Source organism: Anaerobacillus alkaliphilus (assembly GCF_004116265.1).
Lineage (GTDB): Bacteria > Bacillota > Bacilli > Bacillales > Anaerobacillaceae > Anaerobacillus > Anaerobacillus alkaliphilus.
In genome coordinates, this window is the sequence record NZ_QOUX01000001.1 from 174,178 (window position 1) to 199,425 (window position 25,248).

Below are 25,248 nucleotides of genomic sequence, written 5' to 3' on the forward strand. Positions count from 1 at the left end.
TAACTATGGTATGATCTAAATAAGCTTGCTGAGGACTTATTTAGACCAATTGAAATGAGTAAGCCTTTTGAATGATTAGGTGTAGGTTTTGGAGGTTATTTAGTTGTACTTCGTACTACATGTAAAGAGTTCATAAGAAAAAAATTAGGTTTTTCTTAATGAATTTGGAAAAGCAGTTTGTCTAAAGCAAAAACTTAATGTGTTTTCTACCTTAGGTCTTTCTGGCGATGATAAAGAAAAGCTCTCTTTTTCCATTTGGTACCAATCACATATGCTTAGGTTTGTTATTGGTTTGTTAGTAAGAGATGTCTGTTTCACGCTCACGCCTCCTTTGTTGAGCGGTATCTTTATTATCTCCGGTAAGTAGTGAGGTATGTTTAGTAATATTTAAAAGTCAAGGAAGAAAGCTTTCCATTAAAAAGTGTATAGACAAAAAGAGGGTCTAGAAAGGGAGAGTTTCGGTGAATAAAATAGAAGTAATCTCTACTGTTAAAGTTAACAAATCATCAGATTTATATAAGATAGTCGATACATGTAATCGAACACTTAAGGATCGCGATTTAATGTTTGGTCTAGCGTTAGATGAAAAAGATAAAACAAAAATGGTATTTACCATTTATCGTACATAAGGTAAACTATGGGGAAAATTTTTGGATTTATTGGTGTACTTGTAATGATATTCTTTTTTTGGCAATCTTATTTGTTCTTTTCTGAAGCTAAAGAACCTATTCGTGAAGCTAACAGTGAAGCAGCTAACTACGTAATTGAACATATTGGTGTAGAAGAATTCGTTAGTGTAAATTTTTATCATGGTTCAGAAAGCTACCAAGTATTTGAGGCACTTGATGTTAATGGCGAAGAGATCTATATCTGGGTAGCAGAAGCGTTAGATTCGCATGTCGTGAAACCAAAAAGCGATGGAATAAGTTTTGATGATGTCTCTCTTTTTATCAAACAAGAGCTAACCCCCAAAAAGTTAATTAGTATTAAGCTTGGTATGGAAAATACAATTCCATTATATGAGATAACATACAAAGATCAACAAAATCGTCTCTCCTATTATTTTATCAGTTTTAAAGATGGCACTTATTTAAAGAATTACCATTTAGCGAAATAACAATTTCAATAATTATCTGAAAAAGAACTTGAAAGCAGATTAGAACAGATTTATAGTATGATTTAAGATCATATCTTACTTAGCTTGGTAAACAAAAACAAATAAATAATTGGCTAGCTCAAGGCGCCAGCAGCTCGGTGGTAATCATCGGCCAGGCAAAAGTGAAACGATTATCTAGCAGTAATGTTTCTGCTAGGCAGGCGCTTTAAGCTTTTCTTAGTTGGATTGGGAGGAATATTAAATGAGATTAGCAAAACGAGTTTCAACATTAACACCATCATCAACATTAGCCATTACAGCAAAGGCAAAAGCTTTAAAGGAAGCTGGCCACGATGTGATTGGTCTAGGTGCTGGTGAACCAGATTTTAACACGCCAGACTATATTATTGAGGCTGCGATCAAATCGATGGAAGCCGGTCACACAAAGTATACTCCTGCTGGGGGATTACCTGCGTTAAAAGAAAGTATTATTGCTAAATTTCAAGATGACCAAGGGTTAAGCTATACTCAAAAGGAAGTTGTTGTTGCAAGTGGAGCAAAGCATGCCTTGTATTTATTATTCCAGGCAATCTTAAATCCAGAGGATGAAGTTATTATCCCAACTCCATATTGGGTTAGTTATCCAGAGCAAGTAAAGCTTGCAGAAGGAACCCCTGTCTATATTGACGGCTTAGAAGAGAATGACTTTAAAATTACAAAACAACAGCTTAAGGAAGCTATTACTGATAAAACAAAAGCATTTATTTTAAATTCACCAAGTAATCCAACGGGTTCCCTATATTCAGAAGAGGAGTTGAGAGAGATTGGCGAAGTGTGTTTAGAGCATGACATCTTAATTGTTTCTGACGAAATTTATGAAAAGCTCGTATATGGCGGAGCAACTCATATTTCAATCGCACAACTTTCGGATCAGTTAAAAAAACAAACAATTATTATCAACGGTGTTTCTAAATCACATTCAATGACAGGCTGGAGAATTGGTTATGCCGCTGGGGATGCCGAAATCATTAACTCCATGACAGATTTAGCAAGTCACAGTACGTCGAACCCTACAACAATGGCCCAATATGGGACAATTGCCGCTTACAATGTGAAAAGTGAGTTTGTTGATACAATGAGAGTTGCCTTTGAAGAGCGTCTAGATGTTGTTTATGAACAACTGGTAAGTATTCCTGGTGTGACTTGTGTTAAGCCAAAAGGCGCATTTTATTTGTTCCCAAATGTAAAAGAAGCCGTTAAAATGAACGGTTTTGCTAATGTAGATGAGTGGGTAGAAAAAATTCTTGAGGTTGAAAAAGTTGCATTGGTTCCAGGTTCCGGTTTTGGTGCGCCTGATAATGTTCGTCTTTCTTATGCTACTTCATTAGACCAAATTCAAGAAGCGTTAACTAGGATTGAAAGATTTGTGAAAAATAATATCCAAGCATAGAACTACAACCCTCCATAGCGTTGATTCTCTATCTAAACAGTTGTATAATGGTAAAAGTCAGTAAGTTGACTTGCTTTATTATACATATTAGATAGATACAATGTTTATGGAGGGTATTTTTTGTGAAGACGACTATTTCTCAAGTTGGAAAATATACAGATCAAGAGGTTACCATTGGTGCTTGGTTAGCTAACAAGCGCTCAAGTGGAAAAATTGCATTTTTACAATTACGCGATGGGACAGGCTTTATCCAAGGAGTGGTTGTAAAAGCTGAGGTTGCAGAAGAAGTTTTTACTTTAGCAAAAAACATTACGCAAGAATCTTCACTATATGTAAAAGGTATCGTTCGTAGTGATGAGCGTGCTCCATCTGGCTATGAGTTAACAGTAACAGGAATTGAAGTAATTCATGAAGCTGTGGACTATCCAATTACACCTAAAGAGCATGGAACAGAATTCTTAATGGATCATCGTCACTTATGGTTACGATCTAAGCGTCAACATGCTGTAATGAAGGTTCGTAATGAGTTAATTCGTGCAACTTATGAATTTTTTAATGAGAATGGGTTTACAAAGGTTGATCCCCCAATCTTAACAGGAAGTTCAGCTGAAGGAACAACAAATCTCTTCCATACGAAATACTTTGATGAAGACGCATATCTTTCACAAAGTGGTCAGTTGTATATGGAAGCAGCGGCAATGGCTTTAGGAAAAGTATTTTCTTTTGGTCCAACGTTCCGTGCGGAAAAATCAAAAACACGCCGTCATTTAATTGAGTTCTGGATGATTGAGCCAGAGATGGCCTTTGTTGACCATGAGGAAAACTTACAAGTTCAAGAGCAATATGTTAGCTATATGGTTCAATCAGTGCTTAAAAACTGTCAGCTTGAACTAAGCGTCCTTGGTAGAGATACTGCTAAGTTAGAGCAAGTAGTTGGCCCGTTTCCTCGTATTTCTTATGATGATGCCATTAAATTTTTACAAGAGAATGGTCATGAAATCGAGTGGGGAGAAGATTTTGGTGCACCTCATGAAACAGCAATTGCTGAAAGCTTTGACAAGCCTGTATTCATTACAAACTACCCTGCAGAAATCAAAGCATTTTATATGAAGCCAGATCCAAATCGTCCAGAAGTAGTCCTTTGTGCCGATATGATAGCTCCAGAAGGCTATGGGGAGATTATTGGTGGAAGTCAACGTATTGATGATATGGAATTACTAGAAGAACGCTTTAAGGAACACAATCTATCTGAAGAAACGTATAAGTGGTATTTAGATTTACGCCGTTATGGTTCCGTTCCACATTCAGGTTTCGGTTTAGGCCTTGAAAGAACTGTAGCTTGGGTATGTGGGTTAGAACATGTTCGTGAAACAATTCCATTCCCACGTTTACTAAATCGTCTATATCCTTAAAGAAGTTAGGATCTAAAAAACCCCGAAGCTCGGGGTTTTTTCATTTGACTTAGGTACTGTGAGCTTGTGTTTTACGCGTTTTTTTAAGGCTCTTTTCGTAACACCGTGGCTTTTTTATCCTAAAATAATCGGAAAAATAACCTAGATGAAGATATCAGCCAATAAATTATGTAAGAAAAGAGCAGTACTTACAAAATTAGTGGTAAATTCTTAGTAATTTGTGTAAAAATCCGGCTTTTGGGATTTTTACGAAAGAAATAAACTTTGCGAAAACTGCCTTTTTTAAAAATGATGATATAATGGAATTGAGGTGGAATTATGGATCGTGATATGTTAATTAATTGGATAAACGAAGGAACAATTTCAATTCCTGCTCGTCTAATTCAAGATTATAAAAAATTAGGTCTTAACGAAACTGAAGCTATGCTTCTTGTTCATGTTTTTTCGTTTTTGGCTAAGGGTACTAGTTTTCCAACACCTGAATTACTTGCTAGTCGAATGAGTCTTTCCGATAAAGATTGTTTAGATGTTTTACAAAGCTTAATGAAACGCGGATATTTAGAACTTCAAGAAGGAAGAGATGAGAACAATAACTTCTCTGAGGTTTTTTCTCTTGCTCCTCTATGGGACAAGCTCTTAATGTTGGATTACGAGCTTAAGTTAGATAAAGAAGACAGAGAAAAAGAAGAGGACGAACGTACGCTTTATCACTTATTTGAAAGCGAATTTGGTCGTCCCTTATCTCCAATGGAGTGTGAACTAATTACGATGTGGATCGATCAAGACCAGTATAATCCTGGTATTATAAAGGCTGCGTTAATGGAAGGTGTAGTATCCGGTAAGCGAAATTTGCGTTATATTGATCGGATTTTAATTGAATGGAACAAAAATGGAGTCCGAACCATCCAAGAAGCAAAAGAATACGGACAAAAATTTCGTAACCATCAGTACAAAACAACACCTCAACAAACAACCGAGCCCAAAAAGAAGTTTCCTTCCTATAACTGGTTGAAGGAATAACGAAATAGTAAAACCTAGGTTTATTAACTTGAAAGGAGGGGTAGAAATTGCTAACTAAAAAGCAAATTGAAGAAGAAGTTCTAGTGGAGATGGAAAAGATGTTTCCTGAAGCCCATTGTGAACTAAATCATGAAAACCCCTTTGAACTTACGATTGCTGTGCTGTTATCGGCACAATGTACTGATGTTCTCGTGAACAAAGTAACAAAAGACTTATTTCAGAAATATAAAACACCAGAGGACTATTTAGCTGTTCACTTAGAAGAACTAGAAAATGATATCAAGAGAATTGGGTTGTATCGAAATAAAGCTAAGAATATAAAAAAACTCTGTCTATCCCTTCTTGAGGACTATGGTGGTGAGATCCCTAGGGAGCGGGATGAATTAGTTAAGTTAGCAGGTGTAGGACGTAAAACTGCTAACGTAGTGACATCAGTAGCTTTTGGAGTTCCAGCTATTGCAGTCGATACTCATGTCGAACGAGTTAGTAAAAGACTTGGCATTTGCAAATGGAAGGATTCCGTCCTCGAAGTAGAAAAGGCACTGATGCGTAAAATACCGGAAAATCTTTGGTCTGACACTCATCATCGTTTTATCTTCTTCGGTAGATATCACTGCAAAGCTCAATCACCTCAATGTGAAATTTGTCCGTTGTTACATCTCTGTCGGGAAGGGAAAAAACGGTTAAAGGGGACGACGAAACATGACAGGAATTAAAGTTCCCCTCTCATTTCTATTACCTCCATTTTACGAGGAACGTATAGATGTTTCACTTGACCTAACAGCAAGTTTTGAAGAAATAATTGATAAAGAGCCACTAATCTTTGATATTCTGTCGGAGTTGAATGAGGAATGCTTAAAGCCTTGGGAAGAAAAAGAGAAGTATATCCCTAGTTTACTTGGGAAGGGCAAAGAGCTCGAACCTATGATCACCAATTTTTTTCAAATGCGCGACCGAGCAGGCGCTCTAGTACCAATGAAACAAATGGTTAAAATATTTCTGGCATTTCTCTTTTGGACAAACTCTCAACCAGTGCATAACTTAGTTCAAATTAAGGATGCTGTATCGGATTTGAAAATCAAACCTGTGAATGTTGAAGAAAGGTTAAGCTATATCTTGTCAGCACCAAATCATCATCATGCCTTTACCCAATTGAAGGAGCTTTTTGTGGAGCTACAAAAAAAATATGCAATTTCAAAATTAAAGTAAAAAAAAGGAGGTGCTTCTAATCGAAAGCACATCCTTTTTTGGTTAAATTCTTTTAGATGTTAGTTACCGCCAGTGTTATCATCATCGTCGTCGTCATCATCGTCATCATCATCATCATCATTCCCACCGCCAATGATGTCTATTGGGTTAGGAATTGTAATTGGACTTTCAGGTTCTTCTGTTTCTGGTTCATCTACTTCTTGATATTTTTGTGGAACAATGATGGTTAGTTCTTGTGAGTCACTTCGTAGTTGTTCATTTAAGATTGAAACTGCTGTGACTCTAAAACGGTAGGTAGCATCGTCCTCAGGATTATAAATAATATGCTGCATCTCATCCGATAAAGACAGAACCGAGAATGGCCCATCATTTATTGACATTTGAAGCTCGAATACATAATTATGACGTTCCTCATTAGGAAAAGTCCAAGTTAAAATCATTTGATCTGTAACCTCGTGATATTCTCCCATAAAATCCTGTGGAGAAGCTGGTTTAGCGAATAACTCAGATACATCAGTTGGTTCAGTACCTTTGACAAAATACTCATAAACAACTTCACTAGAAGGAGTTGTAGGACTTGGTAAAAGACCAGTCTTACGTTCTACCCCTACTTTTACGACAGATGGAGGTTGTTTGAAGTCGGGTGTTTCCACATTTTTTGAGATCTCAGTCATTAACGCTTTAAAAAGATATTTGGCTACATGTTCACTTTTTCCATCATACTTAATATAGCCATCATTTGGTGTATTGTAACCAGTCCATACAGCAATTGAATAGTTAGTTGTGTAACCTGCAAACCAAATGTCCTTGGCGCCATTATCAATATTAAAACGCTTCTTTTCTTCTTCATCAAAGTTTGACGTACCTGTTTTCCCAGCCATCGGAAGTCCGTCAACTCTTGCCCGATTTCCTGTCCCATCTGGACCAACTGCTGATTTAAGCATATCAGTAATCATGAAAGCAGTATAATCACTCATTGCAATCGTTCCTTCTGGAGCGAGGTTAATCGTCCGTCCGTCAGGGAAAACAATTTTTCTAACAGCATGAGGCTTATGGTAGACACCGTCATTACCGAAGGCAGCATAAGCGCCAGCTAATTCTAAGGTTGAAAAACCATTAGTAAATCCGCCAAGCGAGTAGGCTTCTTGGATCGTGTCTACAGGGATACCTAAGCTTCTTCCAAACTGTGCTGCTTGATCAGTGCCTACAGCTTGAAATGCCTTTAAAGCAGGAATATTTAACGATTTTTGCAGTGCAAACCGCATTGAGACGTTACCCGAGTATCTGTTATTAAAGTTTCTAATTGGAACTCCATTTGAATATTGATGTGGCTCATCCGTAATTTGGTGAAAAGTAGACCACTTTAGATGTTCAATCGCCGGACCGTAATCTAAGATGGGTTTAATTGTCGATCCAGGCGAACGTCTTGGATCAGTCGCCCAGCTATAGCCACGAGCAACAGCGTCTTTTTGTCTGCCGCCTCCAATTGCTCTAATTGCGCCAGTCTTTGTATCAATGAGTGTAATCCCAGCTTGCATGGCATCGTCAGGAAATTCAATAATATCTGATTGTAGAAGATTATCAGCATATGTTTGTGCTTCTTGATCTAATGTTGTATAAATTCTCAAACCACCAGTGTAAATGTCATTCGCTGTAATGCCTTCAATTGCTTCAACTTCATCCAAAACTTGGTTAAGGAAAGCCCAGTAAGGATAAGACTCTTTTTCTGAGCGCTTTAATTGTGCTTCTACTGGGACAGCTTTGGCTCGCTCAGCCTCGCTAGCTGTTATCTTCCCATGGCGCTCCATTAAGGTTATAACCGTATCACGACGCTTTTGGGCATGTTCTGGATTTTTAAACGGGTTAAAGAAATTAGGACGTTGTGGAATTCCTGCTAGTAGGGCCACATCTTCAACGGTTAATTCCTCTAAGCTTTTACTAAAGTAGCGATCAGCAGCCTCGACGACTCCCCAGGCTCCTTCAGAAAAGAAAATAGCATTCAAATACATTTCTAAGATTTGGTCTTTTGAATAAGATTGTTCTAATTTAATCGCCAAATACTGTTCTTGTAATTTTCTTGTGAGTTTTTTCTCGGAACTTAAGAATAAGTTTTTTACTACCTGTTGGGTAATCGTACTAGCACCTTCTGCTCCGAACCCACCAGTCACATTTGCCCTAAGGGCACCACCAATCCGACGCAGATCTATACCAAAATGGTCTCGGAAGCGTACATCTTCAACAGAGATAAATGCATCTTCAAGCAGCTGCGGGATCTCAAGAATACTTGCCGAACGCCTATTTTCCGACGCACTTAATGTCGTAAATAGAACGTCGTTTTGATCAAGAATTTCTGGATTGTTTGCTAATGTTAGTTTACTTGGATCTAGGGATGGTGCATCCTTAATGATTGAAAATACGGTAACAGCACCTGCGATCACTAAGGTAAGCATAAAAATTGAAAAAGCAATGAATATCTTTTTCCAAACTCCCTTTTTTGCACTGGAGTTTTTATTGTTTGTTTCTTTTAGTTTACGACGACCTTGCCTTGTACGAATATCTTCTGACATGATCCATCTTCCTTTCAAATTAAGAAAAATAAATAGATTTTACGATTGATAAGTAGTCAATTCTAGGATAGAGACCTAATGGGATATGGTGACCTAAGCTCTCGATCTCTGTTTTAGGTATCGATTTTCTAGCTTTTTCTTGAACTTCCCAATAAGAACATAAATGTGTAGCATCTAATAGAAAAACTTCGTCTGTGACAGAAAATCGTAATAATGTAAAACAAATTCCGTCCTGAAGGAGAACTTGTCTCATATGTTCTATCTGATGTTTATGAAAGTTCTTTAAAGGAAATGACGTTTTATTTTTTGTTTCCTTCGCTTCAAAGTCGATATATTTACCATTAAATACGCCATTATAATCGGTGGTCGAGGCCTGCTGAAAATAAGCCTCACGAACAACTGCCGCACTTCTCTTCGGATAATCGACTTTAACAATTTGAAGTGGTGTTGGTTTTTTGTGAATAACGGCAATCCCTTTTGCCAAATAATACTCGTTAGTACTATTAATATCTTCTTCCAGGCTCATCCCGCGATTCCCATAGGAGATACTACTATTTTGTTTTTTAGATTGATGACGATCTTTGTTAACTGGCGTGTAGGCTTTGCCGTTTGGATAACGAATTGACATTTGGTTGTTGCACCCTTTTCGAGTATTTCTACATGTAAAGAACTTGGTTACATCATTAAATCATACCATATTTTTAAACTATTGAATAGATATGGGGAGATTGGGTAGGGGGCTGACAAAATTTTCACATTAACTTTGCAAGAGAAAAAGTATATTGAGTTAATCAAAAAAATTACAGAGCAAGGAAATATAGATAATATTTCACGTACCGTATTTTATGATGATTTTTATTTAAGGAACAAAGAAATCATTTGGGCCTATTTGGCAAGTATTGTGTCGAGAAATGCGGGTTGGAATATGACTGATTTAGAGAGCGAGGTATTTCGTGAACTTATTCCACAAGACTATCGTGAGATATTGTACTTAACATACGAGAGAGCAAACTGGTTAATTTTTCTTGACGCATTTCCACAACTTTGTCTTTATGAAATCTCTAAAAATGCTGGAAAGCCTTTGTTTCATCTATTGAAGTTTTTTCATGTCTCTAAATTCATGGAGGAAAAGTGGCAGGAATTCTGGGTTCATAAGGATATCAATCGCCTCTGTACGGCTCTTATCATAAATGAACAACATGTTATTCAAAAACCAGTCATTGATGATCCTTTTTATAGTGATAAAGTCTTTCGAAGTCTTCCTTATGTCATCGAGGATAAACTGCATTTTAGCACCGTATTTTTTCCTACACTAAAAGGCAAATTGTATGGTTATTCAGTACATGGATTTACGAAAGTAAGAAACCGAATTGAGCTTGGAAAACGTTTAGCTTGGCTATTGTTTCATCCTCAGTATCGTCAAGAAATACGTAAGTTTGCGTCAAAAGTAAAGCATACTGGTTCAAGGTATGATTATGAGAGATACGTGAAGAAGATCAAGAGAAAACGGACGCCGACACTTAGGTCTACTTACCCCGTCATTGCTCATCATCGAAGCAATTTGTCGGATTGGTATAGTGAGAAGCAACAAAAGAAGATTGAGCAGTACTTTTTGCCACCAAAGGTAATCAGAAAAGTAGATTTAACAGACTGGTATTACAAAAAACAACAGCAACTAGAGCTAGCAGCGAAGATAGAACACGTATTACTCCAATTACTAAAAAGAAAGGCTGACACGCGATAAGTGTCAGCCTTTCTTAGCTTAGTTATTCTGCTGGACGATCTGGGCCCTCTAACTTTTTATCACCATAGCCTGGTTTTGGCTCCATTTCACGTTGCTTTTCATTACTTTGAGATTTTTTCACTTGTTCTTTGCTACGTTTACTCATATGTATCACCCCCTTTAGAGAGGTTTATCTTACTTTCTTAGTTTTTCCTCGATGTTGAAAATTCATGTAATAGAAATAAATTTTTGCCATAATTACACTTTCTTTGACGAACGAAAACTAGTTTTGTCAAGGGTGAAGGTATAAAAAAATAGATAAAGAATTACCTATATAAATTAGTTTTGAAAGGGGCAGCGTTATGGAAAAAGTATTTAAAACAAAAGAAGTATCTGAGGAGTTAGGTGTAAATCCGACGACAATTCAAAGATGGATCAAATACTTTGACATCCCATGTAAAACAAATGAATTGGGTCACTACTTAATCGGTGAGAAAGAATTAGAATCTCTTAATAAAATAAAAGAACGTCTGAATAGAGGGTTTACGATGAAGGAAATACGCGAAAAAAATGATCCCGTGCAGATTGTAAAGGAGAAAAGAGAAAAGATGGTTGCAGCCAATGTTTTTGAGGACAAGTTAGAACAATTAATGATTCATATTGAGCAGCTTGAAAGAAAGCTGTCTGTTAAGGCCGATGAGGTTGTGGAATATCAGGTGTTACAACATCGTACGGAACTGGATAGTTTATTTTCGATGATTACAAAGATTGATGAAAGAATGAGTAAAATTGAACAGCACCTCCCAGAGATGGAAAAGAAAGTTGTCGGGGGAGTTGAAAACAACGTGCCTGAGCAATATAGAAAGCCTCGTCCAAAAAGTAAATTAATGAGTATTTTTTCTTTATAAGTTTGTAAAAAATTAATGGACACTATTTGTAAGGATTAGATACAATGGAAGAAACTTGTAGTGGGGTGGTCCAATGTTAAAACATTTAGTGTCAGCCGAATGGCTTAGAGAACGAATGAATGATGGGAATATACGAATACTAGACTGTCGCTTTGAATTAGGAAAACCCAATGCTGGGTTTGATGCGTATCTTGCAGATCATATTCCAAATGCGGTGTATGTTGATCTTGAAAAGGATATGTCTGGTCAGAAATCTCTTCATGGCGGTAGACATCCACTTCCTAGTCTACAAGAATTTGCGTCAAAAGTATCAGCTGTAGGAATTGACCATACAGTGACAGTAGTGGCCTATGATGATCAAGGAGGCGCAATGGCCTCTCGGTTAGCTTGGTTACTTAGCTATCTTGGCCATAAGAATGTCTTTGTTTTAAATACTTCATATTCAAGTTGGAAAGATAGTGGCTTTCCGGTAACAGACGAAATTCAAGAGTTTTCAAGTGCAAACTTCGAAACGGAGATTAATGAGCAAATGCTTTGTACAATGGAAGAAGTAAGAGAGGCAATCAAAAAAGACAACGTAGTACTACTTGATAGTCGAGAGAACATACGCTACTTAGGTATTGAAGAGCTAATTGATAAAGAAGCTGGCCATATTCCAACAGCTAAAAATGCTTTTTGGAAAGAGGGAGTTAGTAACAATGGTGCTTGGCTCTCTACAGAGGAGCAAGAAGAAAGATTTAAGATGATTGAGCGTGGTAAAGAAGTAATCGTCTACTGTGGTTCAGGTGTTACAGCCTGTCCAAACGTCTTAACACTCCAATCCTTACGCTATGAGAATGTAAGACTATATGTAGGTAGTTGGAGTGATTGGATTTCCTATCCGGAAAATCAAATAGAGAAATAGGTAGCCGAGAAGGTTACCTTTTTTATTTTTTCTGTATGGAAGGTTAAGAAGTAACCGATAATGGAGGAGAAACGACTCCACGAGGTGATTAAATGAATTACAAATTATTGTTTACAATTATTTTCTTGCATGTTGTATTTATTATTTCAGGGTACTTTGTTTTGCAATATGCTGTTTTCTTACTACTTTCTCAAGCAGTCTCTGTACATATCTTAGGTTATTTATTTCTATTACTGTTTCTTGGAATTTGTGTCCTAATTCATTATTTAGTTGTTGATCTATATGGTATCAAGGCTTCATTCCGCAGAAAATGGATCTTTAGTGTTAGTGGGATGTGCTTTTCAACTTTTGTTGCGTTTTTGTTTTTAGCATTTCTATTTTAAACTAAAAAAGCCCCAATAGAATGGGGCTTTTTGGTTTACACTGTTGGTGGTGTAAATGTACGTCCAGCAAATTCGTTGTCTAACATAAAGAAAGCATTGCTGTCATTTTCAATACGTCTTAATTTTTGTATGATCGTATCAAAGCTAGCTTCTTCTTCTACTTGCTCTTCAATAAACCATTTTAAGAACGTCATAGTTGCGTGCTCACGCTCGTTTAACGCAATATCTGCAATATTGTAAATTTTCTTCGTAACTGACTTTTCATGTGCTAACCCTTTTTCGAAAGCATCAAGAACTGACTTATACTCATTACTTGGATCCTCGAAACCTGTAATTACTGCTCTGTGTCCAATGTCATTAATAAAGTTATAAAACTTCATCGCATGAAATCTTTCTTCTTCTGCTTGAACAAGGAAAAAGTTTGCAAATCCATCCAGACTTTCAGACGAGCAGTATGCTGCCATAGCTAGATAAACTTGTGCTGATTCAAACTCAAAGTTCATTTGATCGTTTAAAGCTTTTACTAAAGTTTCACTTACCATTTAAAAAACTCCCCTTATAAAAATACTGTTTTAACAGTATAACATACCTGTTAAATTTCTTTAAAATTTTTCTATATCAAAAACCCGGAAGCCTTCTCTTTCTAGCTTCTGAACGATTTCATGGAATTGTTTTTCTGTAGTATCCTTCGGTAACGTTACAATTACTCTTCGTAAGAAGGTACTTTCATTATCCAATGTTAGTAAGCTTTGGATGTTACAGTATTTTTTAATAATTGTAACAATATTCTTTAAAGCTCCCTGATATTCATGTGTTGAAATGGTTAGAGCATAACTACCAGTTTTTACACCCCATGAGTCTTCAAGAAGTGACATAACGTTTGCATGTGTCAATATACCAGAGAAGTCTCCATTTTCTTTTAATACTGCCACGTAAGGGTACTTTTTGATTGTGAAGAAAATTTTAAAGAAAGACGAATCTTCATATGTAACGATATCCTCGTCTCTAATTAATTTCATAATACTATCTGTAATTGGCCCAGCGTTTTTCACCATATATTCGTAAATTCTTGATTTGTAGATATTACCCATAAACTTTTTGTTGTCTTTGTCTAAGACTGGAATACAGCGGAACCCTGTTTCTTCTAGTACTTCTAATGCTTCTTGAATCGTGTAATCTTCAGTACAAACTTTAACATCTTTCTTTGGAATAGCGTTGTACTTAATTTGCATAGGGGTGGCCTCCTAAATTTTTTCAGGTATACCTATATTATACTAGACAGATAGTGCAAATTCCTTCTTATAATAAGAACGAAATATGAATATTTAGGTATGATTACTTTTTCCCACATAATATATTCCTCAAACTGGTATTTGTGCATAGTCCATAAATTTGCGATGCAACAAAAAAATTTGTAAGATAAACACAAGGAACGATAGAGGAGAAAAACTAATGATAAAGCTACAATTTTTAGGCACTTGTGCAGGAATACCCTCTAAACAACGAAATGTTAGTTCATTAATTGTCCAAATGCTTCAATATGAAGATGAATGTTGGATGATTGATTGTGGAGAAGGGACACAACAACAACTGCTACACTCGTCACTAACGTTACATAAAATCTCTAAAATATTTATTACTCATCTACACGGAGATCATATTTATGGGTTACCTGGCGTCCTTGGTAGCCGGTCGTTTCAAGGGGCCACTTCTAAACTGCAAATATTTGGGCCAAAGGGTATTAAAGAATTTATTGAGAAAACATTGTCAATCTCAAACACGTATGTCAGATATCCACTTGAAATTTACGAAATAGAAGAGGGTACTATCTGTAAAACTGACACATTTACGTTTAAAGCAATTCAACTTGAGCATGGGATACCTTCCTTTGGTTATCGTATAATCGAAAAGGATATACCCGGAGAATTATATGTGGACGAACTAAAAAAATTAGGCATACTTCCTGGACCAATTTATAAAAGGCTGAAGTGCGGCGAAACTGTTCGATTGGATAACGGCTTAGAACTAACTGGTACAGATTTTCTTGGACCTACGAAAAGAGGGAAAATTATCGCTGTTGGAGGAGACACGAGAGCGTGTGAAAATCAAAAGAAGCTAGCGTTAGATGCTGATATCTTAATACACGAGGCGACCTTTCTGCATAAAGATGTGCAATTAGCATTTGAACATTATCATTCAACAGCGTATGAAGCAGCAAAGCTTGCAGTTGAGAGTGGAGCAAAAGCATTATTTTTAAATCATATCAGCTCAAGATATTCAAAGGGTGTAGAAGAACTACTTGAAGAAGCAACAGCCATTTTTACACCTACATTTATTCCAAATGATTTAGAAACATATCTTGTTAAACAAAATGGTGATGTCAGTAGTCTCTAATTTGAAAAGTTCTCCAGAATAAATTGAACGTAATAATGCCACATTAACCTTAGAAGTTCATGATCATTTCAGGAGGTTTTATTAATGGGGACTCACGATCAAATTAGACAACAGTTACAACAAGTAGATGAAATTTTGCAATTTGCTGAAAGTCAATTAAATTCCGCAAAACAGGTTCAAGGCGGAGATGAACTAAAGTATGATGAGGCACAACAACAACTTGAACAGGTAAACATGCAAATTGAACGGCTTCTCTCAAGTGCTACACCAGAACAAAGAGACGAGCTTACTAGAGCAAGACAACAAGTAAATCAAATGCAAAACAAAATGATATTAGGAATTTAAAGGCTGTGTCTGACAGCCTTTTTTTGTTGGGTATATGTGTTATTCTTTTGTTTACCAACTGAACAATATTGTTATAATCTAGTAAAAAGGAGTGTGAAGATTGATGAAAGCTTTACTTATCATTGATTATACGAATGATTTTGTCGCAGATGACGGTAGTTTAACGTGTGGTAAGCCAGCTCAGGATATAGAAGAAAGAATTACAGAGATCACTAAAGAGTTTGTTGAATCTAACGATTATGTACTATTCGCAGTAGATGTACACGAAAAAGATGATCCTTATCACCCTGAAACAAAGTTATATCCACCTCATAATTTGAGGAATAGCAAGGGAAGAGATCAGTATGGACGTTTAGGTAGCTATTACGAACAACTTCAACAGAGTAAGAATCTTCAAGTAGATTGGGTTGATAAAACAAGGTATAGTGCATTCTGTGGAACCGACATCGAAATGAGACTAAGAATGAGGAATATTACAGAAGTTCACTTGGTAGGGGTTTGTACTGATATTTGTGTTCTTCACACAGCTGTCGATGCATATAATAAAGGCTTCCAAATTGTCGTGCACGAAGATGCTGTTCAGAGTTTTTCTCAGTCTGGACACGAATGGGCACTTAATCACTTTACTGCTGCATTAGGGGCGAAGGTAGTTCGCAAAAATTCGTAAAGTTATGTGAACATATAGTTTAATTGCAGGAAATTTCGTCGCCTTACCGAATACAACTAAAAACGGATGGAAGACAGGGGCATACTAAGAGTTGCCTCTTTTTCATAATTTCAATGAATGTTAAAGGCGGAACGCAAATGGAACCTCAACTTCTCTTAACTTTTATTATTTTACTAATAACTACAGTATTCTTTATGATCGGAAAAATTAGAGCAGACTTAGTTGCAGTTTGTTCTTTACTAACATTGGTTTTGACTGGAATTATCACAACAGGCGAAGCGTTAGCTGGTTTTTCTAATTCAATTGTCATTATGATTGCAGGCTTGTTTGTTGTTGGTGGTGGAATTTTCCGTACTGGTTTAGCAAGAATGGCAGGAAATTATTTGTTACGGTTTGCAGGAAATAGTGAAAAAAAACTATTACTCTTTCTAATGCTGTTGGTAGCTTTGTTGAGTGCATTTATGAGTAATACCGGAACAGTGGCGGTCTTAATGCCGGTAGTTATTAGCTTAGCTTTGGGAATGAAGAAAAGTCCTGCACTATTTTTAATCCCCCTTGCTTTTGCAAGTAGCCTAGGTGGAGTGTTAACACTTATTGGAACGCCACCAAATCTAATCGTTAGTCAAATTCTTGTGGACAACGGTTATGCTAGACTCAGTTTTTTTGACTTTACTGGAGTAGGTCTTGTTGCATTAGTTACTGGGATCATCTTTTTAATGACCGCAGGTAAAAAACTATTACCATCAGGAAATTCAAGGGCAGTACCTAGCAGTCAAAAGGAAACAAGCTCTTCTGAATTAGTCAATCATTTTCAGATATCTGAACAATTGCATCGTGTAAAGGTGCAACCACTATCTCCAATGATCAATAAACCACTTTCTGACTTACAGTTACCTAGGAAATATCATGTAAGTATTATCCACATTGAGCGTGGCTATCGAGAAAATCCTATTTTTACTGGTGTACAGCAACTACCTGCTACTTCTGCTACCGTTATTAAAGAAAACGATGTCTTATATATTCAAGGTAATTGTGATGATGTAGCAAGTTTTCAAAAAGATTATTTGTTAAGAGTTTATAAAGAGGAATTAGTAAAACCTACAAAGTTAGTTTCCAAGAATTTCGGTGTTGCTGAGGTTTTGCTAACACCTCAATCCAGCTTTATTAACCGAACAATTGCAGATTTAAATTTTCGTGAGAAGTACCATGTAAACATTTTAGGAATAAATCGAAAAGGAAAATATCAGTTGGAAAATTGTTCCGAACAACCATTAAAGTTTGGAGATGCCTTATTGGTCCAAGGAAGATGGCTTGATTTAGAATTATTGTCAAAGGAAACAGAGGATGTGGTTGTACTCGGGCAAACAAAAGAACAAGCAAGCATGGCCGCAGCAAATGGGAAAGCACCTGTAGCAGGGGCAATTATGCTAGGAATGCTAATAATGATGACGTTAGAAATTGTTCCAGCTGTTACTGCAGTATTGATAGCCGCAGTTCTTATGGTTCTAACGGGCTGTCTTCGTAATATGGAAGATGCGTACGGGAATATAAATTGGGAAAGTGTTGTACTCATTGGTGCGATGTTACCGATGGCTACAGCGCTAGAAAAAACAGGTGGTATCTTGTACTTATCGGATTATATGATCGGTACATTGGGAATGTACGGTCCATTAGCACTGCTTGGAGGATTTTATTTTGCCACGATGCTATTTAGTCAATTTATAAGTAATACGGCAACAGCAGTTCTTTTTGCACCAATTGCTATTACGACTGCTATCAATGTCGGTGCAAGTCCTTATCCATTTTTAATTGCAGTTTCTGTTGCAGCGAGTATGGCTTTTGCTACTCCTGTAGCCTCGCCAACAAATGCATTAGTTATGACAGCGGGAAGCTATAAATTTAGTGACTTTGTCAAAGTTGGTGTTCCACTTCAATTGGTGATTTGGATCATGATGATGCTTTCGATTCCTTATTTTTTTCCGTTATAATTACTTTCAAAAACTTTATTTAGATTGTTGACAAAGCGTAATTATTCCGTTATTCTCAGTTTAGAATTAAATACCTCGTTAGGTGAGGCTCCTGTGCTGGAGATATGCTGCTGCCCAAAAACGTCGAAAGACGCCAATGGGTCAACAGAAACCATCGACATAAGGTGGTTTTTAACGTAGCTGGATGTTTATCCTATGCCGCACAGTGCTAAAGCTCTACGAATGGAGGAAACGAAGCTTATTTGTGTTACCCTTGGTAACTACAACTTATTTGTGACGTGCATCAGCACCTTCATTCGTGAAGGTGTTTTTTACGTTTAAAACATATGGGGGTGGGGAAATGGATAGTGACTTGTGTAGGAGGACGAACAATAGCTTGAACATATTTACAGGAAATTTGAAAAATACTACTACTAAGACTTTGAGGAAGTTCATTTTTCTACATCCCAGATGGTAGTTGATGAATTCCTATAGGAGGAATCGTCATGGTAAGATTAGATCAAGAAAATCGTGAGATATATACAAAACAAATCATTCAAACTTTAGTTGATCAAAACATGAATGACTTTAGAGAGCTCTTCTTTGAGTTACATCCAACAGACCAAATTGACTTATTAAATTCTGTTACTAAAAAACAACGAACTGTTATCTATAAGTATGTAAAACCAGAGGAATTTGCTGAAATTTTCCAAGGTCTTGAAGTTACAAAACAAAAGCTCTATATTAGCGAATTACAGCAAAACTATGCCATCGATGTGATTAACCATATGCCTTATGATGACATTGCTGACTTTTTTGCCCAACTCCCAGAAAGCACAAAGGAATTATACTTAAGCAAAATGGCTAAAGAAGAAGCTGAGGAAGTTATTCAATTACTTAAGTATAATGATCAAACAGCCGGAGCCATTATGACGACTGAGTATATCTCCGTCTCCTCAGCAGATACTGTAGCCAATGTGATGGGGCGTTTACGGATCGAAGCACCAGAAGCAGAGACGATCTACTATTTATATGTCGTTGATGAACAACTTAAGCTAGTAGGCGTTGTTTCGTTAAGGGACTTAATTGTTGCAAGACTAGAACAAAAAATTGATGAAATCATGTTAACTCGTGTAAAGTCCGTGGAAACTCACACTGACCAAGAGGAAGTAGCTAGAATTATGAGAAAGTACGACTTCCTAGCTGTACCGGTAACAGCACAAGGAAAGCTTGTCGGGATTGTTACTGTTGACGATATTATGGACGTTGTTGAAGAAGAAACGGAAGAGGATTTCGGGGAAATCTCAGCTGTTCGTGGATCGATTGATACGAATATCTCAGCGTTTACTGCAGGTAAAAAACGTGCCCCTTGGATTGTCGTGCTAATGTTTTTAGGACTAATAACTGCAGGTGTTATTGGTGAGTTTGAAGAAACGCTTGAAGCTTATATTTTACTTGCCGCATTTATTCCATTAATTATGGACTCAGCAGGGAATACGGGTACTCAAGCTCTAGCTGTTGTCGTTCGTGGTCTAGCAGTTGGTTCAGTTGATAGTTCTTCAATCGGAAAAATGTTAAGACGTGAATTTGGAACAGGGGTAATCCTAGGGGTAATAGCTGCTATAACATTAATGATTGTAGTCCCATTCTTATATCCTGAAGGTGGGTTCCTACTAGCTGCTATCGTAGGTGTATCATTATTCTTAACATTATGTTTTTCTACAATGGTCGGAGCGACAGTACCACTAATTATTAATAAATTGAAGATTGATCCAGCCGTTGCATCTGGTCCATTTATCACTACGATTAATGATATTATGGGCTTAATTATCTACTTCTCTCTTGCAACTGCTTTGTTAGATTACTTACCCGAAATGTAAGTTAAATAAATAGCACAGGTCTATTTAAGGCACCTTCTTGTTGAAGGTGCCTTAATTTATATTCTGATTAAATTAAATTTAACTAGGTGATACTACAGTTCATTACTACAATTAGTGATATTATTGGGCTGTTAACGTACTTTTCAGTTGCCACAACACTCCTACATTATTTATAGTAGGATTAGAGTGAGGAGGAACGGATTTGAATGCACCAGTTTTTTCATTAGCTACAATGCTTGAAAATAAAGAAGTATCTTTAGATTCATTTTTAGGTAAACCTGTGATGCTAACCTTTTGGGCCTCTTGGTGCCCAGATTGTCATCGAGACTTACAATTAAAGAATCAATTCTATAGATCCATTAATTCGGATCAATTAGTGTTTTTAACCATTAACGTAACAGGCAGGGAAGGAAACCCTGATGACGGTGTAAAATTCATAAAAGAAAATCATTACTCATTTCCAGTTTTAAAGGATCTTGGCACAAAAATGTATGATGCCTATCAATGTATGGGAGTTCCGACAACGATCTTGTTAAATAAAGATCATGAAATAGTGGAGAGATTTAATGACAAAGCAAGTTTTACAGCGATTCTCGGTAGTATAGGTAAAATTATATAAAACTATTGACATTTACGTTAACGTAAATGTTATTTTTTTATAAGAGGATAATTAAGAAAATGGAGTTATTAGACAATGGAAACATATACAATTAGAGAATTAGCAACAAAATTTAAGGTAACAACAAGGACCATTCGTTACTACGAAGAACTTGGTATTTTAGACCCACAAAGGCTACAATCAAAAGCACGGCTTTTTACAAAAAAGGATGAAACACGCTTACGACTAATATTAAGAGGTAAGAAATTTGGCTTTTCATTAGAAGAAATTAAAGAAATGATTACCTTATTTGACGAAGATCGAACAGGTAAAAAGCAGTTGGAAAAAACTATGGATTTTGGCGAAAAGAAAATTGCAGACCTGAAAATTCATATAGAAGAATTAACAGAGTTAAAGGAAGAAATGGAAAATTTACTTGTTGATTATAAAAGCAAATTAGAAGAGTTAGAAAAGCAAAGTAAGTCTTAACTCTAGAAGGGGAGAGTGACTATGAAGTTATATCAAGCAGATCCTAACTTGGCGTTTATTTTAAGACAGTATTTAGATCCTAAGTTTCTACAGTGGGCAGAACCAGAGCTCGAGAAGTTTGGTCAATTATGTGGGACTGAGTTTGATCAACGTGCAGTACATACTGATCGGGATGGGCAACCAAAGCTAATCAAGTACGATAAGTATGGAGAAGACATCTCTTTTGTTTGGTTAAATGAGGGGTATAAAAAAACGATTGAACAAACCTATAACGCAGGAATTGTTGGCTATCTTCATAAGGAAATACCGACATTAGGCCGGAGGGGTAATTACCTGTATTCGTTTGCCCAAGGATACTTACTCTCACAAGTTGAGCCAGGATTTTATTGTCCTGTTACCTTAACGATGGCAACAGCATACTTGTTAGACCGTTACGGGAGTGGAGAATTAAAAGCTAAATTCCTACCACATATTATCTCTACTGGTGACGTTGAACTATTTGAAGGTGCGACGTTCTTAACTGAGAGACAGGGTGGCTCTGATGTTGGAGCGAATGAAACGAAAGCAGAACCTTTTGGGGACCACTATGTATTGTCGGGAGAAAAGTATTTTGCTAGTAATGCTGGTGCCTGTGGTGTTGCCATGGTCCTTGGAAGAATTGAAGGAGCGCAAAAGGGGACGAAAGGTTTAAGTTTATTTTTAGTACCATGGAGGAAAGAAGATGGCTCTCTAAATGGAATTACCATTCGTAGATTAAAAGACAAATTAGGAGTACGTGCTGTACCTTCTGGCGAAGTGGTGTTTCATCAAGCGAAGGCATTCTTAGTAGGAGATGCCTCTAAAGGTTTTTCTTATATGATGGAGGCTCTAAATTTATCGAGAATTTGTAATACAATTGCTTCAGTAGGAATTATGCAGCGCGCCTATTTAGAGGCAAAGCAATATGCTTTTACACGAGATGCCTTTGGGTCGAAATTAAAAGAGTATCCAATGGTCCAAGAAACCCTCGTTAATATGAGAGTAAAACAGGAAGTTGAAACTAGTGCTTCTTTTGCCCTAGTAGATTTCTATGACAAGGTGATTGGGCAAAATCAGGGAACAATAGAAGATCAAGCGCTCCTCCGCTTATTAATTGCCTTATTAAAGGCTGAAACTGCAGAACAGGCGATTCACTTTGCCCATGAGGCAATTGAGATGCATGGAGGAAACGGATATATCGAAGACTTTGTCACGCCTCGTTTACTAAGAGACGCACAAGTATTGACCGTTTGGGAAGGAACAGCGAACATCTTAGGATTAGAAGTATTACGATTACTTACTAAGTTTCATATTGATCAGCTATTCTTAAAATACATTGAAAGCGAGTATGATAAATTACCATTGGAACTACAAAGGTTAGGTTTTCCTATGAAGGTTGCTTGTGAGGGGTTAGCAAAATTTGTAGAACAGGTAAAGAGTGCCTCATCCGTTGAACAGACTTACCATTGTAAAAAGGTTGCTAAACTTATGACAAATATTTATGAAAGTCTTGTAGCTCTGCAAGATGCAGCGATAGGTGGAGAAAGAAAGAAGATTGTTGCTCGTTTATTTATGAAAAAAACTTGGCAGGACTCCTTATCGTTTGATAATGAAATGCTACAGCTTACGTATTTTAATGAAATTGTAGACAAATAAGGTCCTTCCCTATAAGTAGACAAAAGTAAGCAGTCTACTTATAGGGAGTTTTGTTTATAAAACGTATCCGTTTCATGTATACTAAGGAAGTACAATAGTTAATGGAGAATTATTCATTTGGAGGTAAAAGATGAAAAAGGAAGATATGTTACAAACATTAAAAGAACAGGACTTAACCGATATTATTGAATTAATTGAGGATGCCGAAAATGGTGATTTAGAGGAGTTAGAATTGGTTGAAAGTGTTGGACTGTTATTTGATGAAGCTCTTAATAAAGAGGTTATTCAATTACTACAAGACCTAGGGGTAAAAATTATTTACGTAACAGATGACGAGGAATAAGAGAGTCGATGCGTCCACTCCCAAATCAAAAAATATCAAAAGAGGTTTTACCAGTTTGGCGTATCATAGGTTGTTTTGAAACGCTCATATATGGTTGTTTACCAATAGGGTATTTCTTTTTACTTTATTACTTTGAGTTTCCAACTTGGATTTTCTGGCTTCTGATAATTATGGTCATCGTCATTGGGATATTAAAAGTCGCTATTATTCCAACGTTACTCTGGAAAAAATGGCGTTATGAGGTTTATGAGAGTGAAGTTGATTTACAGTTTGGTATTTTGGTCGTTAAAAGAGTGCTAATTCCGATGATACGTGTTCAACATGTTGATACGAGACAAGGCCCATTACTCCGAAGATATGGTTTAGCAACAGTCACAATTACAACAGCAGCTACCGTTCACCAAATCCCAGCATTAAGTGAAGACCTTGCATCTGAGCTAAGAGATCAGATTTCAAAATTAGCAACGGAGGCTGACGAAGATGTCTAACGGAAAGCGACTTCATCCTGTTGCAATTTTCTTTTTGTTTTTTTCGGCATTGAAGGAATTACTTGTGCCATTAATTGCGGCGTTTGTCTTTGGGAGAGGTGCATCCAGTTGGGAATTTCCGTTTACCGTCTATTTTGTCGTAGGTGGATTTTTACTTCTTTTTTTATATGGGTATTTAAAATGGGTAACGTTCATCTACGAAGTAACCAAAGAAGAACTAAAAATTAAGCAAGGAATTTTCATCAAAAAACAACGCTATATTCGTCGCGAACGGATATACAGCATAGACATAACGGCAGGTGTTCTACAGCGATTATTTCAATTAGTTGCAGTGAAGATAGAAACAGCAGGTGGTGGAAACGAGCCCGAAGTATTGCTTTCGGCGGTTACAAAACAAGAGGCTCTAGATATAAGGAAACAACTACTTGATGGAGAAAAAGAAGACCAAGAAATTCATTCGGAAACTGAAAGATCGGAGCTGAGGCCTAAGAAAGCCTGGATCCTACCAAAAAACCACTTATTTTTGGCTGCTATAACTTCTAGTGGTGTTGGACTGGCATTTTTGGCTTTGATGGCAATAGTCACCCAATTAGAAAACTTTCTTTCGGAGCAGTTACTAATTAATTCGTTCGGTTACCTGTTTCAGTCTAGTATTTTTCTCATGGGCCTACTAGTTATCGTTTTGGTTATATTATCGTGGATTGTTTCCATAGTCGGTACCTTGCTAAAATACGGTGGTTTTACAATTAAGAAAAACGGTGACGAGATTGAAATTACTAGGGGAATTCTTGAAAAGCGTCAATTGACTTTATCAGTCACTAGAATAACAGCAATAAGAGTAGTAGAGAGTCCTTTACGTCAACCGTTAGGATTGGCCACAGTTTACGTTGAAAGTGCTGGTGGTGGATCGAAAGATGAGCAGCTATCCACTGTTCTTTTTCCACTTATTAAGAAACGCGAGCTACTAACACATCTTCAGGATGTAGTACCAGATTATGCATTTGAATACCCGATTCAGTCCTTGCCATCAAGATCAAAAAAGAGGTATATCATTCGAAAGGTCGTACCAGGAGCAATAATTGCAGCTGTTATCGGTTATTTTATTCCGTTTGGCTATGTTATCGCAGTTAGTATCCTTACCTTTGCATTTCTTCTGGGTAGTCTTCAGTATAAGGATGCCGGATTTGGAAGGAATGTTAGTTTTTTGTGGATTTCATACAGGACAATCTCAAAAACATTAGTGATCCTTCCGAAACAACGAATACAGGCTTTAGAATTAAAACAATCCATTGTTCAAAAGTTCAGGGCTTTATTTACGATCAAAGTGTCAATTTTAACGAGTATTATTGGGAAATCTTTTAGAGCTATTGATGTAAGTGAAGAACAGAAAGAGGAAATTCTTTCTTGGTATTCATATGAAAAAGAGAGGGGCTAACGAAGGTTAGTCCTTATTGTTTTTTTAGGAAAAAACAGGTAAATATATTCAAGTTATAAAGAATTATTTATGGTAAAATATAGTTATAATTTTCAACATGAGGTGATATGTAATGGAGACTTTTGGGAGAGGTTGTCTTTACATTATCATAGGAATTGTCGTATTAATGTTCTTAGCTATCATCACTCAAAGCCATATAAATATTCCTTTGATCATTGCTATTCCTTTGGTTATTCTTGCTTTTTGGGTAGCTAAAAAGAAAACCGATGACAAAAATCATTAGTTAATCGTATAGT

The 25,248-nt window shown here is 36.7% G+C and carries 28 protein-coding genes and 1 riboswitch; of the genes, 23 read left to right on the plus strand and 5 right to left on the minus strand.

Going from position 1 to position 25,248, the window contains the following annotated elements:
- The first annotated feature begins 461 nt into the window (after nt 1-461).
- From DS745_RS00920 to DS745_RS00950, 7 genes are all read left to right on the plus strand, one after another.
- Nucleotides 462-629, plus strand: a complete 168-nt coding sequence (locus tag DS745_RS00920; protein ID WP_129076329.1) for a YpmA family protein — start codon at nt 462-464, stop codon at nt 627-629.
- Nucleotides 630-637: 8 nt separating this feature from the next.
- Nucleotides 638-1,117: a cell wall elongation regulator TseB-like domain-containing protein gene (locus DS745_RS00925; protein ID WP_129076330.1), complete on the plus strand. Its 480-nt coding sequence runs from the start codon at nt 638-640 to the stop codon at nt 1,115-1,117.
- Nucleotides 1,118-1,358: 241 nt separating this feature from the next.
- Nucleotides 1,359-2,546, plus strand: a complete 1,188-nt coding sequence (locus DS745_RS00930) for a pyridoxal phosphate-dependent aminotransferase (RefSeq protein WP_129076331.1) — start codon at nt 1,359-1,361, stop codon at nt 2,544-2,546.
- 122 nt (nt 2,547-2,668) lie between these two features.
- Nucleotides 2,669-3,958 (plus strand): asparagine--tRNA ligase, encoded by a 1,290-nt coding sequence (gene asnS / locus DS745_RS00935; RefSeq protein WP_129076332.1) that lies wholly within the window; start codon nt 2,669-2,671, stop codon nt 3,956-3,958.
- A 318-nt stretch (nt 3,959-4,276) separates the two neighbouring features.
- On the plus strand, nt 4,277-4,978 hold the full coding sequence (locus DS745_RS00940) for a DnaD domain-containing protein (RefSeq protein ID WP_129076333.1): 702 nt from the start codon (nt 4,277-4,279) through the stop codon (nt 4,976-4,978).
- 47 nt (nt 4,979-5,025) lie between these two features.
- Nucleotides 5,026-5,694 carry an endonuclease III gene (nth, locus tag DS745_RS00945; RefSeq protein ID WP_129076334.1) on the plus strand — a complete coding sequence of 223 codons (669 nt, stop codon included), beginning with the start codon at nt 5,026-5,028 and terminating at the stop codon, nt 5,692-5,694.
- Entirely contained in the window at nt 5,681-6,187 is a 507-nt protein-coding gene (locus DS745_RS00950; RefSeq protein ID WP_129076335.1) for a YpoC family protein, read from the plus strand. Before nth ends, DS745_RS00950 begins: the two co-directional genes overlap by 14 nt.
- Before the next feature lie 59 nt (nt 6,188-6,246).
- On the opposite strand, the gene DS745_RS00955 is transcribed toward DS745_RS00950, so the two are convergent.
- Together DS745_RS00955 and recU are read right to left on the minus strand one after the other, a co-directional pair.
- Nucleotides 6,247-8,754 carry a transglycosylase domain-containing protein gene (locus DS745_RS00955; RefSeq protein WP_129076336.1) on the minus strand — a complete coding sequence of 836 codons (2,508 nt, stop codon included), beginning with the start codon at nt 8,752-8,754 and terminating at the stop codon, nt 6,247-6,249.
- Between the two features lie 19 nt (nt 8,755-8,773).
- Complete coding sequence (recU, locus tag DS745_RS00960; RefSeq protein ID WP_129076337.1) at nt 8,774-9,382, minus strand: Holliday junction resolvase RecU; 609 nt, start codon at nt 9,380-9,382, stop codon at nt 8,774-8,776.
- Nucleotides 9,383-9,517: 135 nt separating this feature from the next.
- Between recU and DS745_RS00965 the strand changes: the two genes are divergently transcribed.
- Nucleotides 9,518-10,498 carry a DUF2515 domain-containing protein gene (locus DS745_RS00965; protein ID WP_338324503.1) on the plus strand — a complete coding sequence of 327 codons (981 nt, stop codon included), beginning with the start codon at nt 9,518-9,520 and terminating at the stop codon, nt 10,496-10,498.
- Between the two features lie 22 nt (nt 10,499-10,520).
- Here DS745_RS00965 and DS745_RS25320 read toward each other — a convergent pair whose 3' ends face one another.
- Nucleotides 10,521-10,643 (minus strand): hypothetical protein, encoded by a 123-nt coding sequence (locus DS745_RS25320; RefSeq protein WP_277750891.1) that lies wholly within the window; start codon nt 10,641-10,643, stop codon nt 10,521-10,523.
- A 196-nt stretch (nt 10,644-10,839) separates the two neighbouring features.
- Between DS745_RS25320 and racA the strand changes: the two genes are divergently transcribed.
- From racA to DS745_RS00980, 3 genes are all read left to right on the plus strand, one after another.
- The gene (gene racA / locus DS745_RS00970; protein ID WP_129076339.1) at nt 10,840-11,385 is read left to right on the plus strand and encodes a chromosome-anchoring protein RacA; all 546 of its coding nucleotides are present in this window, start codon (nt 10,840-10,842) and stop codon (nt 11,383-11,385) included.
- 73 nt (nt 11,386-11,458) lie between these two features.
- Nucleotides 11,459-12,289 carry a sulfurtransferase gene (locus tag DS745_RS00975; RefSeq protein WP_129076340.1) on the plus strand — a complete coding sequence of 277 codons (831 nt, stop codon included), beginning with the start codon at nt 11,459-11,461 and terminating at the stop codon, nt 12,287-12,289.
- Nucleotides 12,290-12,381: 92 nt separating this feature from the next.
- Nucleotides 12,382-12,672 (plus strand): hypothetical protein, encoded by a 291-nt coding sequence (locus tag DS745_RS00980; protein WP_129076341.1) that lies wholly within the window; start codon nt 12,382-12,384, stop codon nt 12,670-12,672.
- A 35-nt stretch (nt 12,673-12,707) separates the two neighbouring features.
- On the opposite strand, the gene DS745_RS00985 is transcribed toward DS745_RS00980, so the two are convergent.
- Together DS745_RS00985 and cbpA are read right to left on the minus strand one after the other, a co-directional pair.
- On the minus strand, nt 12,708-13,214 hold the full coding sequence (locus DS745_RS00985; protein ID WP_129076342.1) for a ferritin: 507 nt from the start codon (nt 13,212-13,214) through the stop codon (nt 12,708-12,710).
- Nucleotides 13,215-13,274: 60 nt separating this feature from the next.
- Nucleotides 13,275-13,904 carry a cyclic di-AMP binding protein CbpA gene (gene cbpA, locus DS745_RS00990; RefSeq protein WP_129076343.1) on the minus strand — a complete coding sequence of 210 codons (630 nt, stop codon included), beginning with the start codon at nt 13,902-13,904 and terminating at the stop codon, nt 13,275-13,277.
- A 223-nt stretch (nt 13,905-14,127) separates the two neighbouring features.
- Between cbpA and rnz the strand changes: the two genes are divergently transcribed.
- The 12 genes from rnz to DS745_RS24825 all read left to right on the plus strand — a co-directional run bounded on the left by rnz (nt 14,128) and on the right by DS745_RS24825 (nt 25,235).
- Nucleotides 14,128-15,066, plus strand: a complete 939-nt coding sequence (gene rnz, locus DS745_RS00995; protein WP_129076990.1) for a ribonuclease Z — start codon at nt 14,128-14,130, stop codon at nt 15,064-15,066.
- Between the two features lie 84 nt (nt 15,067-15,150).
- Nucleotides 15,151-15,411, plus strand: a complete 261-nt coding sequence (locus tag DS745_RS01000) for a DUF2524 family protein (protein WP_129076344.1) — start codon at nt 15,151-15,153, stop codon at nt 15,409-15,411.
- A 100-nt stretch (nt 15,412-15,511) separates the two neighbouring features.
- Complete coding sequence (locus DS745_RS01005; protein WP_129076345.1) at nt 15,512-16,078, plus strand: cysteine hydrolase family protein; 567 nt, start codon at nt 15,512-15,514, stop codon at nt 16,076-16,078.
- Between the two features lie 137 nt (nt 16,079-16,215).
- The gene (locus DS745_RS01010) at nt 16,216-18,066 is read left to right on the plus strand and encodes an SLC13 family permease (RefSeq protein WP_129076346.1); all 1,851 of its coding nucleotides are present in this window, start codon (nt 16,216-16,218) and stop codon (nt 18,064-18,066) included.
- Nucleotides 18,067-18,133: 67 nt separating this feature from the next.
- Nucleotides 18,134-18,301, plus strand: a riboswitch (M-box (ykoK) riboswitch).
- 250 nt (nt 18,302-18,551) lie between these two features.
- Entirely contained in the window at nt 18,552-19,925 is a 1,374-nt protein-coding gene (gene mgtE, locus DS745_RS01015) for a magnesium transporter (RefSeq protein WP_129076347.1), read from the plus strand.
- Nucleotides 19,926-20,127: 202 nt separating this feature from the next.
- Complete coding sequence (locus tag DS745_RS01020) at nt 20,128-20,544, plus strand: TlpA disulfide reductase family protein (protein WP_129076348.1); 417 nt, start codon at nt 20,128-20,130, stop codon at nt 20,542-20,544.
- Between the two features lie 75 nt (nt 20,545-20,619).
- Complete coding sequence (locus DS745_RS01025) at nt 20,620-21,012, plus strand: MerR family transcriptional regulator (RefSeq protein WP_129076349.1); 393 nt, start codon at nt 20,620-20,622, stop codon at nt 21,010-21,012.
- Nucleotides 21,013-21,033: 21 nt separating this feature from the next.
- On the plus strand, nt 21,034-22,686 hold the full coding sequence (locus tag DS745_RS01030) for an acyl-CoA dehydrogenase family protein (protein ID WP_129076350.1): 1,653 nt from the start codon (nt 21,034-21,036) through the stop codon (nt 22,684-22,686).
- 130 nt (nt 22,687-22,816) lie between these two features.
- Nucleotides 22,817-23,029, plus strand: coding sequence for a hypothetical protein (locus DS745_RS01035; protein WP_129076351.1), 213 nt, complete (start codon nt 22,817-22,819; stop codon nt 23,027-23,029).
- An 8-nt stretch (nt 23,030-23,037) separates the two neighbouring features.
- A complete protein-coding gene (locus DS745_RS01040) occupies nt 23,038-23,517 on the plus strand; it encodes a PH domain-containing protein (protein WP_129076352.1) in 480 nt (159 codons plus the stop codon).
- Complete coding sequence (locus DS745_RS01045; RefSeq protein ID WP_129076353.1) at nt 23,510-24,952, plus strand: PH domain-containing protein; 1,443 nt, start codon at nt 23,510-23,512, stop codon at nt 24,950-24,952. Before DS745_RS01040 ends, DS745_RS01045 begins: the two co-directional genes overlap by 8 nt.
- Nucleotides 24,953-25,064: 112 nt before the next feature.
- On the plus strand, nt 25,065-25,235 hold the full coding sequence (locus DS745_RS24825) for a hypothetical protein (protein ID WP_196121167.1): 171 nt from the start codon (nt 25,065-25,067) through the stop codon (nt 25,233-25,235).
- Nucleotides 25,236-25,248 lie beyond the last annotated feature (13 nt).